The 16,263-nt window shown below is 68.6% G+C and carries 15 protein-coding genes; 9 read left to right on the forward strand and 6 right to left on the reverse strand.

What is annotated here, in order from left to right; translation table 11 throughout:
- Positions 1 to 31: 31 nt before the first annotated feature.
- Both OHB24_RS06955 and OHB24_RS06960 read right to left on the reverse strand, forming a co-directional pair.
- Positions 32 to 967: a GlxA family transcriptional regulator gene (locus OHB24_RS06955; RefSeq protein ID WP_327638110.1), complete on the reverse strand. Its 936-nt coding sequence runs from the start codon at positions 965 to 967 to the stop codon at positions 32 to 34.
- Positions 968 to 971: 4 nt separating this feature from the next.
- Positions 972 to 1,571 carry a cysteine hydrolase family protein gene (locus OHB24_RS06960; RefSeq protein ID WP_327638111.1) on the reverse strand — a complete coding sequence of 200 codons (600 nt, stop codon included), beginning with the start codon at positions 1,569 to 1,571 and terminating at the stop codon, positions 972 to 974.
- Positions 1,572 to 1,762: 191 nt separating this feature from the next.
- On the opposite strand from OHB24_RS06960, the gene OHB24_RS06965 reads away from it, so the two are divergent.
- The 5 genes from OHB24_RS06965 to OHB24_RS06985 all read left to right on the forward strand — a co-directional run bounded on the left by OHB24_RS06965 (position 1,763) and on the right by OHB24_RS06985 (position 7,109).
- Positions 1,763 to 2,986, forward strand: a complete 1,224-nt coding sequence (locus OHB24_RS06965) for an aldose epimerase family protein (protein WP_327638112.1) — start codon at positions 1,763 to 1,765, stop codon at positions 2,984 to 2,986.
- Positions 2,987 to 3,052: 66 nt separating this feature from the next.
- Complete coding sequence (locus OHB24_RS06970) at positions 3,053 to 4,777, forward strand: sensor histidine kinase (RefSeq protein WP_327638113.1); 1,725 nt, start codon at positions 3,053 to 3,055, stop codon at positions 4,775 to 4,777.
- The gene (locus OHB24_RS06975) at positions 4,768 to 5,412 is read left to right on the forward strand and encodes a response regulator transcription factor (protein ID WP_327638114.1); all 645 of its coding nucleotides are present in this window, start codon (positions 4,768 to 4,770) and stop codon (positions 5,410 to 5,412) included. Before OHB24_RS06970 ends, OHB24_RS06975 begins: the two co-directional genes overlap by 10 nt.
- A 198-nt stretch (positions 5,413 to 5,610) precedes the next feature.
- Positions 5,611 to 6,399: a CPBP family glutamic-type intramembrane protease gene (locus OHB24_RS06980; RefSeq protein ID WP_327638115.1), complete on the forward strand. Its 789-nt coding sequence runs from the start codon at positions 5,611 to 5,613 to the stop codon at positions 6,397 to 6,399.
- Positions 6,396 to 7,109: a hypothetical protein gene (locus OHB24_RS06985; protein WP_327638116.1), complete on the forward strand. Its 714-nt coding sequence runs from the start codon at positions 6,396 to 6,398 to the stop codon at positions 7,107 to 7,109. Before OHB24_RS06980 ends, OHB24_RS06985 begins: the two co-directional genes overlap by 4 nt.
- Here OHB24_RS06985 and OHB24_RS06990 read toward each other — a convergent pair.
- Positions 7,106 to 7,888, reverse strand: a complete 783-nt coding sequence (locus OHB24_RS06990; protein ID WP_327638117.1) for an SDR family NAD(P)-dependent oxidoreductase — start codon at positions 7,886 to 7,888, stop codon at positions 7,106 to 7,108. The two genes, OHB24_RS06985 and OHB24_RS06990, sit on opposite strands and share 4 nt — an antisense overlap.
- A gap of 104 nt (positions 7,889 to 7,992) precedes the next feature.
- Here OHB24_RS06990 and OHB24_RS06995 point away from each other — a divergent pair, with 104 nt between their 5' ends.
- Both OHB24_RS06995 and OHB24_RS07000 read left to right on the forward strand, forming a co-directional pair.
- Positions 7,993 to 8,580 (forward strand): TetR/AcrR family transcriptional regulator, encoded by a 588-nt coding sequence (locus tag OHB24_RS06995; RefSeq protein WP_327638118.1) that lies wholly within the window; start codon positions 7,993 to 7,995, stop codon positions 8,578 to 8,580.
- A gap of 59 nt (positions 8,581 to 8,639) precedes the next feature.
- Positions 8,640 to 9,842 (forward strand): cytochrome P450, encoded by a 1,203-nt coding sequence (locus OHB24_RS07000; RefSeq protein ID WP_327638119.1) that lies wholly within the window; start codon positions 8,640 to 8,642, stop codon positions 9,840 to 9,842.
- A 41-nt stretch (positions 9,843 to 9,883) separates the two neighbouring features.
- On the opposite strand, the gene OHB24_RS07005 is transcribed toward OHB24_RS07000, so the two are convergent.
- Positions 9,884 to 11,272 (reverse strand): hypothetical protein, encoded by a 1,389-nt coding sequence (locus tag OHB24_RS07005; RefSeq protein WP_327638120.1) that lies wholly within the window; start codon positions 11,270 to 11,272, stop codon positions 9,884 to 9,886.
- A 217-nt stretch (positions 11,273 to 11,489) separates the two neighbouring features.
- On the opposite strand from OHB24_RS07005, the gene OHB24_RS07010 reads away from it, so the two are divergent.
- Together OHB24_RS07010 and OHB24_RS07015 are read left to right on the forward strand one after the other, a co-directional pair.
- Positions 11,490 to 12,410 carry a phosphotransferase enzyme family protein gene (locus OHB24_RS07010; RefSeq protein ID WP_327638121.1) on the forward strand — a complete coding sequence of 307 codons (921 nt, stop codon included), beginning with the start codon at positions 11,490 to 11,492 and terminating at the stop codon, positions 12,408 to 12,410.
- A 78-nt stretch (positions 12,411 to 12,488) separates the two neighbouring features.
- Positions 12,489 to 13,886 carry a sensor histidine kinase gene (locus OHB24_RS07015; RefSeq protein ID WP_327638122.1) on the forward strand — a complete coding sequence of 466 codons (1,398 nt, stop codon included), beginning with the start codon at positions 12,489 to 12,491 and terminating at the stop codon, positions 13,884 to 13,886.
- Between the two features lie 328 nt (positions 13,887 to 14,214).
- On the opposite strand, the gene OHB24_RS07020 is transcribed toward OHB24_RS07015, so the two are convergent.
- Both OHB24_RS07020 and OHB24_RS07025 read right to left on the reverse strand, forming a co-directional pair.
- Positions 14,215 to 15,126, reverse strand: a complete 912-nt coding sequence (locus OHB24_RS07020) for a PmoA family protein (protein ID WP_327638123.1) — start codon at positions 15,124 to 15,126, stop codon at positions 14,215 to 14,217.
- Positions 15,126 to 16,238, reverse strand: coding sequence for a Gfo/Idh/MocA family protein (locus OHB24_RS07025; RefSeq protein ID WP_327638124.1), 1,113 nt, complete (start codon positions 16,236 to 16,238; stop codon positions 15,126 to 15,128). The genes OHB24_RS07020 and OHB24_RS07025 overlap by 1 nt, the downstream gene beginning before the upstream one ends.
- Positions 16,239 to 16,263 lie beyond the last annotated feature (25 nt).

Below are 16,263 nucleotides of genomic sequence, written 5' to 3' on the forward strand. Positions count from 1 at the left end.
CAGGAGCCTTGAGCCCCCCGAGGGGGTGGACCTAGGCCCACCCTGCGACCGGCTCCGCGGTGCGGGAGCGGAGGCGGCGGAGCATGCGGGCGTCCTCGAAGCCGACGGTGCGGGCGGCGGATTCGACCGTGGTGCCGTGGCCGATGAGGTGTTCGGCTCGTTCCAGGCGGAGGAGTTGCTGGTAGCGGAGCGGGGTGAGGCCGGTGGCGGCGGTGAAGATGCGGGTCAGCGTGCGTTCGCTGACGCCGACCTGTCCGGCCAGGTCGGTCAGCGGCAGCCGGTCGGCGTACCGGGCGTCGATGACGTCCTGGACTCGGTGCGCGAGATCGTTGAGGTGATCCCGGTGACGGAGCATCGCGGAGTCCTGCAGTTCGTCGCCGTTGCGGCGGGCGTAGACGACCATCTCGCGCGCGACCCGGGCCGCCGCCTCGGCGCCACGGCCGACCGCGACCAGGTGCAGCGCGAGGTCGATACCGCTCGCGATCCCGGCGGAGGTGATGACGCGGTCGTCCTCGACGTACAACACGTCCCGGACGATGATCGCCCGCGGGTAGCGGGCAGCCAGCTCGTCGGTCAGGTCGTGGTGGGTCGTGAAGCGCCGCCCGTCGAGGAGGCCCGCCCACCCGAGCGCGTCGGCGCCCGAGCAAACGCTCGCGACCGACCCGCCCGCTGCGTGATGCGCGCGCAATCGCGCCCGGAACTCCGGTCCGATCGGAGGTTGCGGCGACAACCGCGGCGACCGCCATCCCGGTACGACGACCAGGTCCCCCGCATCGAGCTCCGGCCACTCCAGCTGGGCCCGCAACGGCACGCCCTGAGCGGTCGCGATCTCCTCGGATTCGGCGACGTACGAGACCTCGTACCCGTATCCGAAGTCGTTCGCCGTCGTGAACACCTGCGCCGGCCCGGCGAGATCCAGCAAGTGGAGCCGCGGCACCAGTACGAAGACCACGCGGGTAGGTCGCATCCGGTCAGGATGACACGGGTACGCCGGTGAGCTCGTCGAGCGTCCGGATGGTGGCGAACCGGCCGGCCAGCGCGTACTCCGTGCGCTCGACGACCTGCTCCGCGGTCAGGGTCCGCGGGTCGGCGAGGATCTCCTCGACGCTCGCCTCGTCGCGGATCGACCAGTGCGCCAACGCCATCGTCGCGGTCGCCTCGGTGACGAACACGACGTCGTACCCGAGGTCGGACGCGACGCGCGCGGTGGTCTCGCAGCACTGCTCGGTACGGATGCCGGAGACAACGATCTCACCGACGCCGTGCTGGGTCAGCAGCTGCTGCAGATTCGTTGTGGTGAAGGCGTTGTGCGACGTCTTGGTCAGGATCGGCTCCCCCGGCAACGGTTCGAGACCGTCGATCAGCTGGACGTGGCCGTTGGCTGGATCGAATGCGCCGCCGGTCCCGGGTTCGGTGTGCAGCACCCAGACGACGAGATCGCCCTTGTCCCGGGCCGCCCGCACCAGTCGGTCCACGCGCTCGGCGATGTCGGGATGGTTCACCAGCTGCCAGTTCGGGCGGACCCGGAACGATTCCTGGACGTCGATCACGATCAGTGCGGTTCGGCTCATGACCTCATCCTCGCCCGCGCACGGCGTACCGCTGAAGGCTCGATCGGGCCTGGGACCGGACCGATCTGGTCACGGACGTCAGCAACCCGAAGAGATCGGACGAATTCACACCCTTCCGAACTGTTCCAAACACTGGTCCAGCGCGCTTATCGTGCCAAAGTCTGGTTTCTCCAACGATTGAGGGGATTGCGATGCCCGATCACCTGCCCCGCCGTCAGGTCCTGCGGACCGCCGGCGCCCTGGGCCTCGGTGCCGCCGCCGCGGGCGCTCTCAGCACGACCGCGAACGCGAATACCGAGGCCGCCGGTACGCCGGATAAGTTGAGGACCATGGGCGCACACCACGGCAAGCTCGAGATCCGCAAGGACCCGTTCGGCACCACTCCGGACGACCAGAAGGTGGACGTCTACACGTTCACCAACGGCCGGGTGACGATCTCGATGCTCACCTGGGGCGCGACCATCCAGAAGGTCGAGACGCCGGACCGCCGCGGCAAGACCACGAACATCAGCCTCGGCTTCGACAACCTGCCGGACTACGCCGCACTCAGCCCGTACTTCGGCGCCACCATCGGGCGCTACGGCAACCGGATCGCCAAGGGCAAGTTCACCCTGGACGGGACGGCGTACCAGATCCCGGTCAACAACGGTGAGAACGCGTTGCACGGCGGCCCCCTCGGCTTCGACAAGAAGGTGTGGAAGGCCAAGATCGTCCAGAGCGACAAGGCCGTCGGCGTCGCGTTCACCTACGTCAGCCCGGACGGCGAGATGGGCTTCCCTGGTGAGCTCACCAGCACCGTCACGTACCTGCTGGACAAGCGCGACGACCTGCGGATCGACTATCACGCGACCGTGGCCGGCAAGCCGACGATCGTGAACCTGACCAACCACGTGTACTTCAACCTGCTCGGCGAGGGCAACGGCACCATCTACGACCACGTGCTGGAGCTGAACGCGCCGAAGTACACGCCGGTCGACGCGACGCTGATCCCCACCGGCGAGATCGCTCCGGTCGCCGGTACTCCGTTCGACTTCAGCAGGCCGACCGCGATCGGCAAGCGGCTTCGCGGCGACCACCAGCAGCTGGTCTTCGGCCGCGGGTACGACCACAACTTCGTGCTCGGCGGGCAGCCGGACAGCAACGGACTGCGACTCGCGGGGCGCTTCTGGGAGCCGGAGCACGGCCGCACGATCGAGGTGCTCACCGACGAGCCAGGCGTCCAGTTCTACAGCGGCAACTTCCTCGACGGCACGTTCCTCGGCATCGGCAACAAGGCCTACCGCCAGGGCGACGCGTTCGCCTTCGAGACCCAGCACTTCCCGGACTCGCCCAACCACTCGAACTTCCCGTCGACGGTCCTCCGCCCCGGCGAGACCTACAAGTCCACCACCATCTATTCCTTCGGCACCAAGTAGCCCGAAGCACAGCCCTTGCCTGGCCCGTGGAACGGGCGCACGCTGGCCAGGTAGGGGGTGGGGGTGGTGGCACCGGCACGTGGTCCCGGGCCGTGGGTGCTGTGGGCGGCCGTCGTACTGGGTCTCGGCACGCTGCTCGCCTCGATCGCGCTCGCGATGGCGGGTGACGAGCTGGTCCGACCCGGCCTGCAGGCGTTCCTGTTCAACTGGATCACCATCCCGTACCTGATCAGCGGAACGCTCGCGTGGTGGCGCCGCCCGGAGAGCCGCCTCGGTCCGCTGATGATCGCCACCGCGTTCGTGATGGCCCTGACCGCTCTGCAGTGGTCCTCGCTACCCGCGCTGCACTCGCTCGGCAACCTCCTCGACATGGTGCCGTCCGCCATGTTCCTGCACGTCTTCCTCGCCTATCCGACCGGACAGCTGCAGGCCCGCCCGCGCCAGGTGGTCGTCATCGCCGGCTACGTGAACGTCGTGGTTCTCCAACTGGCGAAGATCCTGCTCGGCAGCAATCCGGACAGCCTGCTCGCGATCTCGGCCCAACCGGCGCTCGCGAGCCGCATCGAGCAGTTCCAGCTGATCGCGATGAGCGCCCTGCTGCTGATCGGCACCGCTCTGCTCCTGGTACGCCGACCAAACCCGGGCCTCGTGCGGAGACGTCCGGTGACGCTCCTGGTCGACACCTTCGGACTGGCACTGGTGATGCTCGCGCTCCTGTACGTCGCAGGTCTGCGCGGCTGGCCCCAAATCGAAACGGTCCGGCACATCACGTTCGCCGCGCTCGGCCTCGCGCCGGCCGCCTTCCTGCTGGGCCTGCTGGACGCCCGGCTGGCCCGCACCGACGTCGGCGCGCTGTTGATGGAACTGCGCGCACACCCGACCAGCGATCTGCGCGAGCCCCTGGCGCGCGCCCTGCACGACCCGTCCCTCTCCCTTGCCTATTGGCTACCGCAGTACGGCACCTGGGCAGATCCGGACGGTCATGCCGTCACGCTGCGGGGCGCCGACGAGGGGCGTGCGACCCGGGTCATCCACCGCGATCACGAGCCGATCATCGCGTTGGAGTTCGACCGATCGCTCGAGGACGAACGCGAACTGCTGGACGCCGTCGCGGCAGCGGCCGGAATCGCCTTGGAGAACAACAGGCTGCAGGTGGAACTGCGTGCCCGTCTGCAGGAACTGCAAGGCTCACGGTCCCGGGTCATCGACGCAGAACAGAAGGAACGGCAGCGACTCGAACGAAACCTGCACGACGGCGCCCAGCAGCGCCTGGTGGCTTTAGCGCTCGAACTCGGGCTGCTCGCCAACAACTCCAAGGACAGCAGCGAAACCGCGGCACGGCTGCTGCAGGCCAAGCGCGAGGTCGCGGTCTCCCTCGACGAGTTGCGGGACGTGGCGCGCGGCATCCACCCCGCGGTGCTCACCGGCCACGGCCTCGCGGTCGCGCTGGAGTCCCTCGCCGTACAAGCCGCCGTACCCGTCGAACTCGACGTCGCGATCGACGGACGGCTGCCCGAACGCATCGAGGTCGCGGCGTACTACGTCGTCAGCGAGAGCCTGACGAACATCGGCAAGCACGCGGAGGCGACCACCGCGTCGGTCCGCGTCACCCGGTCGGCGGACGCGATCGTCGTCGCGGTCGTCGACGACGGGATCGGCGGCGCGGACACCGAACGTGGTACCGGGCTGCGCGGTCTCGCCGACCGGGTCGAGGCCGTCGGCGGTCAGTTGCGGATCTGGAGTCCGGCCGGCCACGGGACCCGGCTGGAAGCGGAGTTCCCATGCGAGTAGCGATCGCCGAGGACAGTGTGTTGCTGCGCGAGGGACTCACGCGGATCCTCGAGAGCGCAGGCCTGGAGGTCGCCGCGGCGTACGACAACGCCGACGACCTGCTGCGGTACGTCCGCAGCTTCCCGCCGCAGGTCGCGATCCTCGACATCAGGCTGCCTCCGACGCACAACGACGAGGGCATGCGTGCGGCCCTGCTGATCCGCGAGCAGCATCCGGGCGTCGGCGTACTGGTGCTGTCGCAGTACCTCGAACTCGGCCTGGCGATGCAACTGCTGTCGGAGTCCGCCGAAGGTGTCGGCTATCTGCTGAAGGACCGGATCAGCGACGTGGACGACTTCGTCGGCGCCGTACGGCGGGTGGCCGGCGGCGGTTCGGCGGTCGATCCGAAGATCGTCTCCACCTTGCTGAAACGCCGACGTGGTGACGATCCACTCGCGGTGCTGACTCCCCGCGAGCGAGAAGCGCTCGAACTGATGGCGACCGGCGCCTCCAACCAGGGCATCGCCGACGCGCTGACGATCACCCTGCGGGCCGCCGAGAAGTACGTCTCCGGCATCTTCGCGAAGCTCGGCATCCCGTCCACCCGCAGCGAATCCCGCCGGGTGCTCGCCGTACTGCTCTATCTGCGGGCCTGACACACCAGAAACCCGAACCCCTCCTCCACCGGCCGCCCGGTCTCCCGAACGCGCCCGGAAACGCGAGTCTCGACGTAGACCCCGTCCCTGGAGGAAGCAGTGCACAAATCCCGCGTGATGCAGAACGAACCCGACCCGCCACGCCGGCCGGACCGTGCACCAACTCCCCCACCACCCGCGATTCCGAGGAGATCCGTCATGAGGTTCATCCGCAATCATCCCGTCGTCAGCTTCTTCGTCCTCGCCTATGCGCTGGCCTGGGCAGGCGTCCCGTTCGGAAGCTTCTACGCTCCCGGCGCCCTGGTCGCCGCACTCGTCGTCGTCTACCTGACCGAGGGCCTGGCCGGTCTCAAAGCCATGGGCGCCCGGCTGATCCGCTGGCGGGTCCGCTGGATCTGGTACGTCGCCGCGATCGCCGTACCGCTGCTCGTGCACCTCGTGACGGTCTCGCTCAACCAGGCACTCGGCGCGCCGGCTCCGAACACCGGGCAGTTCACGCCCTGGTACGGCCTCGCCGTCGTCGTCGGCATGATCATGATCGACCCGACCGGCGGTCCGTTCAGCGAAGAGCCGAGCTTCCGCGGCTACGCGCAGTCCAAACTCCAGTCGCGCCGTACTCCGCTCGTCTCGACCGCGATCCTGGCCGTGGCGATCACCGGCTGGCACCTGCCGCTGTTCTTCATCTCCTCGTTCGGCCTCCAGCCCTTCGAAGCGCTGACCACGGTCGGCGTCACCTTCTGGTACGCGTGGCTGTTCAACCACGCCGCCGGCAGCGCGCTCATCACCCTCCTCGCCCATGCCACCGAAGGCAGCATCAACACCAGCGACCTCTGGCCCGCCGGTTCGGACCTGACCCGAGAGACCTGGCTGTACGTCGCGGTGTGGTGGGCAGTCGCCATCGGCTTGCTGATCGCCAACCGCCGGTTCTGGACCACCCCCGCACCAGCCAAAGCCACCTCTATCGACGTCAAGGAGCCGGTCTCATGACCACCACCTCGATTCCCCCTCGTACCCCTCCCGCCGATCGTGCGTGGAGCGGCTGGCGCACCGCACTCGTCGTACTGGGTGCCTTCCTGGCCCTGGCCGGCGTCACCCTGTTCGCTGTCGGCGGCGTCGGGCTGTGGGCGCAGCATCAACGCGACGGCGACGGATACTTCACCGCCGGCCCGGAGCGGGTCAGCACCAGCACCTACGCGTTGTCGGCGCCCGGGCTCGACATCGGCGGCGTCGGGCCGGATGCCTTCTACACCGACGACTTCCTCGGCACGGTCCGCATCGACGCCAAGTCGACGTCCGGTACGCCGGTCTTCATCGGCATCGCGCCGGCCGCCGACGTCGCGGCGTACCTCAAGGGAGTCAGCCACGACGAGGTCGCGGACTTCGATGTCGATCCCTTCCACCTGACGACCACTGCCCGCCCCGGCGACAAGCCGGCCGTCCCGCCCGCCGACCAGTCGTTCTGGGTCGCCTCCGGCACCGAGACCCTCAACTGGACCGCCCGCAGCGGCGACTGGTCGGTCGTGATCATGAACGCCGACGGATCGCAGAAGGTCGATGCCGAACTGAGCGTCGGCGGCACGCTCCCCGCCGTCGAGGGCATCACGATCGGCGCCCTCATCGGCGCCGCCCTGCTACTACTGATCGGCTCCGCGGTCGTCGTCTCGACCATCACCACCCGCCGCACCGACAGGTCCTAGGCAGTCTTCACGATGCCGCCGTCGATGAGGTAGTCCGCGCCGACGATGCTCGCGGTCAGTGGCGAGCACAACTGCACCACCAGCGCGGCTACCTCGGACGGCTCGATCAGTCGGCCGGTCAGCATGCCGGTCTGCTGCGGAAGGGCGGTCAGCAGGTCCTCGTGCGGGACACCGAGCGTCCGCGCGAGCTGACCGCCGTACTTGTCGGGATCGGTCCACAGGGCCGTCCGCACCGGACCGGGCGACACGGTGTTGACCCGCACGCCCTGCGGACCAAACTCCTCGGCCAGCGCCTTGCCCAGCGCGGTGAGCGCGGCCTTCGCGGTCGTGTAGGGCGCCGGTCCGCTCGATGGCATCCGGGCCCCGTTCGAGGACACGTTGACGATCGCGCCGCTCTGCCGGATCAGGCTCGGCAGGGCCGCTCGCGTCGTACGCACTGTGGCGAAGTAGTTCACCTCGAACAGCTGGCGCCAGACGTCGTCGTCGACCGCGAGGAATCCGTTGGCCAGTTCACCGTCGCCGCCACCGACATTGTTCACCAGCAGGTCCAGCTCCCCGACCTCCGCGAGCGCGGCCGTGACCGCCTCGTCGGGCCCGTCCGTCGTCGCGAGATCCGCGGGTACGACGTACGCACCGGTGGCACGCAATTCCGGCGTACTGGTCCGCGCGACCGCGACCACCCGCACGCCCTCGGCAACCAGCCGCTCGACGACAGCCAGCCCGATCCCCCGACTGGCCCCGGTGACGAGCGCGGTCTTGTCCTTCAGTTGAAGATCCATCTCATCGTCCCTAATCGCATCGTGGTTGACACTGAAAATCTACAACCTGCTACATCAGTGTTGCAAACAGGACGAGAGACGTGACTTCCGGGTAGTCTTTTCGCATGACCTCCAGCACCGCCCGCCCGCTGCGCGCCGACGCCGAGCGGACCGTGCGGACGATCCTGGAAGCGGCCGAGCGGGTCCTGAACCGCAATCCGTCCGCCTCGATGGAGGAGATCGCCTCGGCGGCCGGCGTCGCCCGGACGACCGTGCACCGGCGGTTCGCGACTCGCGAGGCGCTGGTGACCACGATGAAGACCTGGGCGTCGACGCAGCTCGCGAGCGCCGTCGACGAGGCCCGGTTCGACACCGCGCCACCGCTGGTCGCGCTCTACCAGGCGACCGCGAACGCCCTCCAGGTCAAGCTGTCCTGGGGCTTCTCGATGAACAGCGCTCTGGCCGCGAGCGGTGAGAGCGACGAGATCATGGCCGGCGTGGTCGCCTCCTGCGATCGTCTCTTCGCGCGATTGCAAAAGGCCGGCGTACTGCGTGCCGACGTCGACCTGGTCTGGGTACGCCGCGTCTACTACGCCCTGCTCCACGAGGTCGCCCAGAGCAGCGATGCGGACGAGACCGACACCGATACCTTGGCGACCCAGGTCGTCGACACACTGCTGCGCGGCGTCGGCAGCCCGAACGCCCAGTTGTAGTCGGACCGACGCGCCGACGCCGCAAGCAAGGGTTACCTAACTTTGCCTAGGGTCGGGGTATGACTGAACCGGTTCTGCAGATTCCGTTCGACGACGCGTTTCGGTTCGATCCGTCGCCGACGTTCGCCGCGTTGCGGGAGAACCGGCCGGTGGCGCGGGTGCGGACGCTCGCGGGCGCCGAGGTCTGGCTGGTGACGCGGTACGACGACGTGAAACTGGTGCTCGCCGATCCGCGGTTCTCGCGCGCCGCTGTGGTGAAGCAAGGAGCGCCGCGGGTCGCGCTGGCCAAGCCGATGCCGAACAGCCTGACCACAACCGACCCGCCGGAGCACAGCCGGCTGCGACGGTTGGTGGTGCCAACGTTCGCGCACCGGAAGATCGAGCAGACCCGGCCGTGGGTCGCGGAGCTGTCCGCGCAGCTCGCCGAGGACGTCGCGCAGGCGGGCGACGGCGCCGACATCCGGCAGTTGGTCGCGTTGCCGTTGCCGATCCAGGTGATCTGCCAGCTGCTCGGCGTACCGTACGCGGACCGCGAGCAGTTCCGGGAGTGGACCGAGCTCGGGTACAGCATGAAGATGGCCGAGAAGGACCTCGTCGAGGAGGCGATGACCAACCTCACGGCGTACATCGAGGATCTGGTCACGCAGAAGCTCGCGAACACCTCGGGTCCCGCCGAGGATCTTCTGGACGAGCTCGTGCGCGCCCGCGAGGAAGGCGATCGGCTGAGTCAGGAGGAGCTGATCGCGTTCGGCGTGAATCTCTTGGTCGCCGGCCACGAGACGTCGGCGAACCAGATCTCGAGCTGCGTCGCCACGTTGCTGCGCTGGCCGGAGAACTGGGCGCGGCTGGTCGAGGAGCCGGAGCTGGTCCCGTCGGCGATCGAGGAGCTGCTGCGGTTCAACAGGTTCAGCGAGGTCGGTCAGCTCCGGGTCGCGATCGAGGACGTCGAGCTGCACGGCGTACAGATCAAGGCCGGCGAAGGGGTGATGGCCGCGCTCAACTCGGCAAACCGGGACCCGCGGGCGTACGACGCCCCTGACGAGCTGCGGCTGGATCGTCGCGACAACAAGCACATGTCCTTCGGCTTCGGACCGCACTTCTGCCTCGGCGCGCAGCTGGCGCGGATCGAGTTGCAGGAGTCGCTGGCGGCCCTCGTCCGACGCTTCCCGCGGATGAGCCTCGCGAAGCCGGCCGAAGAGCTCGAGTGGCGTCGCGTCCTGGTCAGCGGTCTCGCAGAACTGCCGGTGAACCTCAACGTCTGAGGTCCACCGGCAGCTGGTGCTTCAGTTCTACTCAGTTCTGCTCAGTTCTGCGAGGCGAACACGACCCCGTGCTCGTTCTCGTACTGCTCGATGAAGCGTGCAGCCATCGGCTCGCTCGAGGCGATCGCGTCGGCAAGCGTCTTCGCGCTACGCTCCCGACCGGTCGGCCAGTCGGACAGCAGCGCGAAGGCGCGCATCCGCTTCTTCTCCAGCACGGTCGGCTCCGGCCTGTCCTCCTCCGGCTCGACCTTCGCTACGACGACCGGGGCCGGGTCCGGCAGCACCGGCTCGACCTTCGGCGTCCGGATGAGCGCCGGCGGCTCGGTGTCCGTCTGGGCGGCGAACGGGGACGGCGGCTGCGGCTTCTGGACCACCGGCTCGGCCTTCGGCTGCGGGGCGAACGGCTTGAGGCCGCTCGCCGAACCGTTGACGACGTGCTGCGGCTCGCTCTCGTCCTCGACGACAACGGCCTCGGAGATGCCGCTGTCGGTGGGCTCCGGCTGGTCGACGATCGCCATCAGCTCGCCGGTCCAGGCGTCGTCGTCACGCAGTCCGACCCCGGTGCCGTCCGCACGCCGGGGCTGCCCACCCTCGAGCACCCACACGGCAGCGGGTACGCCGGGACGGTCCTCGGGCTGCTCCGGCGGCGGTGAGATCGCCTTCGTCAGCTTGTTGGTGATGACTTCGTAGTTGATCCGCTCCTCGAGCATCCCGGCCAGCCGGTCCGGGTCGTACGTCGTCTCGGCGATCTTCGCCAGCCGCTCGTCCTGGTGCTCGGACCGGATGTACTCCGCGACAGTGCCGGCGATCGCGTCCCGGCGGCTCTTGTTCCGGATCTGGTGCTGGGCCGCGCGGAGGCTCTCGTACAGGCCGTAGCCGTGCTCGATCGCCAGCGACCGCGCCAGCCAGGTGACCCGTGGCTCACGGGCCCACTGGACGATGCCGTACACCGGGCCGGTCTCACGCATCTGGCCCGCACGACGGAGCGCGTCGCGACGACGGGCCGAGCTGTGGATCAGCCAGAGCACGTACGCGAACGCGGACAGCCCGCCGAAGCCGAAGGCCAGGAACCGCTCCTCCGGCCGCCAGTGGCCGACCACGTTGAACACCACCGCGACGAGCGCCGCGAAGAACGACATCGCACGGTAGGCGTAGGCCTGCTCACCCTTGCGGCGGCGCAGGTCGGCGAGGGCCGCGGTCGCGACACCACCGAGCTCGAGCACCGCGACCGCAGGAGTGACAAGCACGATCTTGAGCAGCTGCGAGAAGCCGCTGTCCGGCCAGGGGATATGGGTCACGCCGGCCCAGACTTGGCCGACCAGCGCCGCGGCAGCCGCGGTCGCGTAGAAAGCGTAGGCGACTTTGTCCGCACCGGTGAGGGGTACGTTGGCCAGTTCGCCAGTACTGGTTGTGCTGGTGTTCTCCTGCAAGACGTGCTCTCCTGACCGGTTTGGGCTCTCCGGCAGTTCGTCGGGTGGGTGGTACGGCGGCCCCCAATACAGCGCGCTGCAAGAGGCTACCGGTTTCCGGCCCCGAAAGGGGAGGCGAATCCGGAAACGTCTCGAACCTCCCCACTCTTACCACGGTTCTAACCTGTCAATTCAAACGCGTTGTGGGGTCGGCTCGGTGATCCGTAGGGTCGGCTCCGTGATCCCGACCGTGCGCTCGCTCCCCGATCCCGAGGCGCTGGCCGCCGAGCTCGGGGCCCGCTACCACCTCGGCTTCACCAGCTGCACCCTGCTCCGTTCCCTGGTCAACGACGTCTACGAGCTGGCCACCGACGACGCCCGTTACGTCCTCAAGCTCTATCGGTACGGCCGCCGCGGGGCGGACGAAATCCGTTGGGAGACAGGGCTTTCGGAGCATCTGCGCGCGTCCGGCGTACTCGCTCCGCCGGTCAACGCACTGCCCGACGGAGACACCGTCGGACTCCTCGAGACACCCGAAGGTCCCCGGCCGTTCACCCTGCTCGGGTACGTCGAGGGCAGCAAGCCGCGACCGCCCTTCACCGACGAGTTGTACGCCGACTTCGGCCGGCAACTCGCCGCATTTCACGATGCCGCCGACAACTACACGTCGCCGTACTATCGGCCGCCGGCCGATCTCGCGCACGTGCTGGACAAGCCGCTCGAAGAAATCCTCGCCGTGGACGCCACGGAGGAAAACCTGCTCCGGCCCCTTGCGGCTGCTGTACGGAACAACCTCGCGCAGTACTCAAAGGCAGGAACCTGCCACGGCGACGTCACGATGGACAATGTTTTGTTGACCGAGCAGGGACTCCTGCTCCTCGATTTCGACCTCGCCGCGGTCGGGCCGTTGGCAGCAGATTTCGGCGGCGTCGCGACGACACCGCACTGGGACGCGTTCAGGACGGCGTACGCCGCACACCGGCCGATCACGCCCGAGGACGAGGCGGCGATCCCCTACCTACAGGTCGCAGGCAGCATCTCCAACCTGCACTTCCACCTCGTCGACAAGCCACGCTGGCGCGGCGCCGAGTCGCGGGACGAGGGCTGGGCGGCGGCCGAGCTCGACGGGCTGCGTGCGGCGGCCGACGTACTGCTCTGACCTTCACAGTTCTGGCTTCACAGGAAGGTCCCAGGAAACGCGAAGCAACCCTCAGGACTGGGCGCACATCCTGGGGGCATGAAGGTCGCGGCGCGTTCGTTGAGTGTGCGGGTCGCGGCGGCGATGGTGCTGCTGGTCGCGGTGATGAGTCTCGTGATCGGCGCGCTGACGACCGCCGCGATCGGCTCGTACCTGACCCGGCAACTGGACGGGAAGGTCGCCGCGACCCAAGCTCGCGCGATCGGCTCACTCAAGAACGGCGGCCCGCCGCCGGACGCCCCGCACGGGCAGGACGCGGGCACGGTAACGGTCTACACGGAATCGTCCACGGCTGTCGGCAACGTGATCACCGCCGACGGCAAGCTCACTGAACTGTCGGACCAGGCGGTCGGCGTCCTCGACGATCTGGCCGACGGTCAGAACAAGACGGTCGACCTCCCGGATCTCGGCGAGTACCGCGTGCACGCGACGAGCGTCGGACAGGTCACCGTGATCACCGGACTCCCGACCCAGGACATCCAGAACACGGTCAACAGCCTGATCGGGTGGGAGGCGCTCTTCGGTGGGATCGGCGTACTCACCGCGGGCGGCGTCGCGGTATTCGTCGTACGGCGTCAACTGCGGCCACTGCGCCGGGTCGCGCAAACCGCCCGTGAGGTGGCCGGTCTGCGGCTCGACACCGGCGAGATCGGGGTGACCGCACGAGTGCCGGATCAGCTCACGGACGAACGTACCGAGGTCGGCCAGGTCGCCGTCGCGCTGAACACGCTGCTCGGTCACATGGAGAACGCCCTCGACGCGCGGCACCGTAGCGAGCAGCAGGTCCGGCAGTTCGTCGCGGACGCCTCGCACGAGCTGCGTACGCCGCTGACCACGATCCACGGGTACGCCCAGCTGAGCCTGCGCCAGGGCGATCCCGAACTGTTCACGCACGCGATGGGCAAGGTGATGGTCGAGACCACCCGGATGGCGTCATTGGTCGAGGACCTCCTGCTCCTCGCCCGGCTGGACGCCGGCCGGCCACTCGACAGCCGCCCGGTCGACCTGTCCCGGCTCGCCCTCGACTCGGTCACCGACGCGCGAATCGTTGCCCCCAGCCACCATTGGGAGCTCGACCTGCCGTCCGAACCGATCATCGTGATCGGCGACGAGCAGCGCCTGCATCAGGTGGTCGCCAACCTGATCGCCAACGCCCGCCGTCACACCCCTCCCGGCACCACGGTCACCGTGGCCGCCACCAGCAGCGAACGCTCCGCCCTGCTCACCATCCACGACGACGGCCCCGGCATCCCCGCCGACCTGCTCCCCAACATCTTCCAGCGCTTCACCCGAGCCGACACCGCCCGCAACCGCTCCACCGGCGGCGCCGGCCTAGGCCTCTCCCTAGCCCAGTCCATAACCCAAGCCCACCAAGGCACCCTCACCCTCACCTCAACCCCCGGCAACACAAACTTCACCCTCGCCCTCCCCCGCTAACCCCCATTTGCCTGGCCCACCCACCAATTTGCCTGGCCCACCCACCAAGTTGGGGGTTCGCCACCCTGGTTGCGGGTGTGGAACCCCCCATCTGGTGGGTGGGCCAGGCAAATGCGCGTCCGGCGACCTCTCGACAGCCGAACCGACCCGCCCCGGCCGCCTCAAGCGCTGTCAGCACAGCCGGGGTTATCCCCTCGCGTGCAGGGTTCTCCCGTCCGGTATCAGTAGAGAACCCCCAACGCGGGGGGATAACCCGTCGTCTGCTCGACGAGGCTGACCGGCGGGGCCGGTCAGGTGACGGGGGCGGGCTTGGGGGTGGTGGGGCGGGTTAGGTGGCTAGGGCTTTTTGGGCTTGGGCTGCTAGGGACTTGGCGCGGTCGTCGTCCGTGAGACCGTCGGCGACCAGTACGGCGTAGCGGAGGCGGAGGGTGTCGTTGGCGGGGAAGGGGAGTTCCTCGGTGAAGAACGGGGCGGGGCAGACCGCGGCGAAGTCCTCCGAGCGGACGAACCACTCCGGTGGGTGGCGGACGTTGTCGGCGGCGTCGGCGACGATGATCGTCGACGCGGTGTCGGTCTCGTCCTGCCTAGCGGTGAACCCCATCCAAGGTGCCCGCTGCCCGCGGAGCTCGTCGCCGCCCTTGCCCTGCGGCGCAAGGATCGTGCCGTTGGTGAACGAGCGCGGCCCGCGCCAGAACAACCCGCCGTACCCAGCGTTCGGCCGTCCGGCCGTAGTCGGACTGCCGATCTGAATGAGCTCGCCGGACACGTTCGTCATCGCGGTCTCGTAGACCAGCACCCAGCCGTCGTCCGCGAGCCGCACCGTAATCGTGCGCGCCTCGTCAACAACATGCTGACCGCCCTGCGTGTGCCAGGACAACTGGTGCGCGAACCGGACCTGCTCGTCGGACACGTCCAGCGCGTCGACCCGGTCGTGGTCCTGCGAGCCGTTGTTGCCGAGCGCCTTGTACCCGTTCTCCTTGGTGTACGTCGGACCGCCCCAGAAGTTGTCGTGCCCGAAGTGCGGCAACGACCACGACATGCCCTTGTGCCACAGGTGATCCCACGGGCGATACACGCTCACCAGGTCTCCGGTGAGCGTCCGGATCGGGTGGAAGTACGGTCGCGGCGACTCGTACTGCGGGTCGTCCGCCTTGTACACATAGGTGAACAGCTCGCCGCCACCCGCCGTGACCTGGATCGACCGGCCGACAGCGTGGTTGCAGCCGAGGTTCTGCGTCATCAGCTCTCCCGTTTCACTGGTTTCGTCCATGGCGCCCCGATCTCGCTGAACAACGCCAGCTCGTCCGAGGCCCGGTCGATCCAGTTCTCGACGTCGAGAACGATCGGCCGGCGCTCCAGTCCTTCGCCTTCCCAGCGCACCAACTCTGGCGCGATCACTGCCGGGTCAGGCGCCGTCCGCACCGCCTCGACCACGCGCGTGAACCCACCCGTCGCGGCCAACGGCACGTACAGCGGGACCGTGGGATCGGCCCGATGCGCGAGCAGGTTCTCCAAGAGATCAGCTCTGCCGTACTTCGTGTCACCGATCAGATCCGACTGGTACGTCAGGACCGCACGCCCCTCCGACCCGTGCACGATCACCGTCGCCTCGAGGTGATCGATGGCGCACAACGTCACCGCGATCAGGATCGGCGTACCGCGGCTGGTCGTGATCCGCACCGCGGAGGTGTCGTCGGACTCGATCGGGTTCGCGCGGTACAGCTCGGTCTCGATCGACCGTACGTCGTCCACACCGGTCGAACCGTCCAGCAGCAGAGCCGCCGCGGCCGCGTGCGCGAGCGGATTCGTCACCGCGCCGTCGACGACATCGACGCCGTCGAGCCGCCGTTTGCCGGACCACCGCGCGCGCTGGAAGTACCGGGCCTTGCGCACCCACTTCCCCACCGCGCTGATCCCGCGGATCTCGCCGAGCTGTCCCTCGGCGACCATCGCCGCCAGCTTCAGCGTGGCCTCCGAGGCCTGCGCCTGGAAGCCCACCTGACAGGCCCGCCCGGTCTCGGCCACCACCGCGGACAGCTGCTCGAACTCGGCCATCGACGCCGTCGGCGGCTTCTCCAGCAGTACGTCGGCGCCCGCGCGCATCGCCAGCTCGGCCAGCGGGACGTGGGTCTGGATCGGCGTACAGATCACCACGACGTCGACCTCGGTGGCCGCGAGCAACTCGTCCAGACCGCTGAAGACCTGGACGCTCGCGGGGAGATCGTCCGCGCCCTGGGGATCGGTGACCGCCACCAGTTCGGCCCGGCCGGCCTCCGCCAGCCGGGCGACGTTGCGTACGTGGGAGGCACCGTGGCCGTGGATTCCCACCACGGCCACGCGAGCCCCCGTCATCGACAATCAGTTGCCGTCAGCAACA

This window comes from Kribbella sp. NBC_00482, assembly GCF_036013725.1.
Taxonomy (GTDB): domain Bacteria; phylum Actinomycetota; class Actinomycetes; order Propionibacteriales; family Kribbellaceae; genus Kribbella.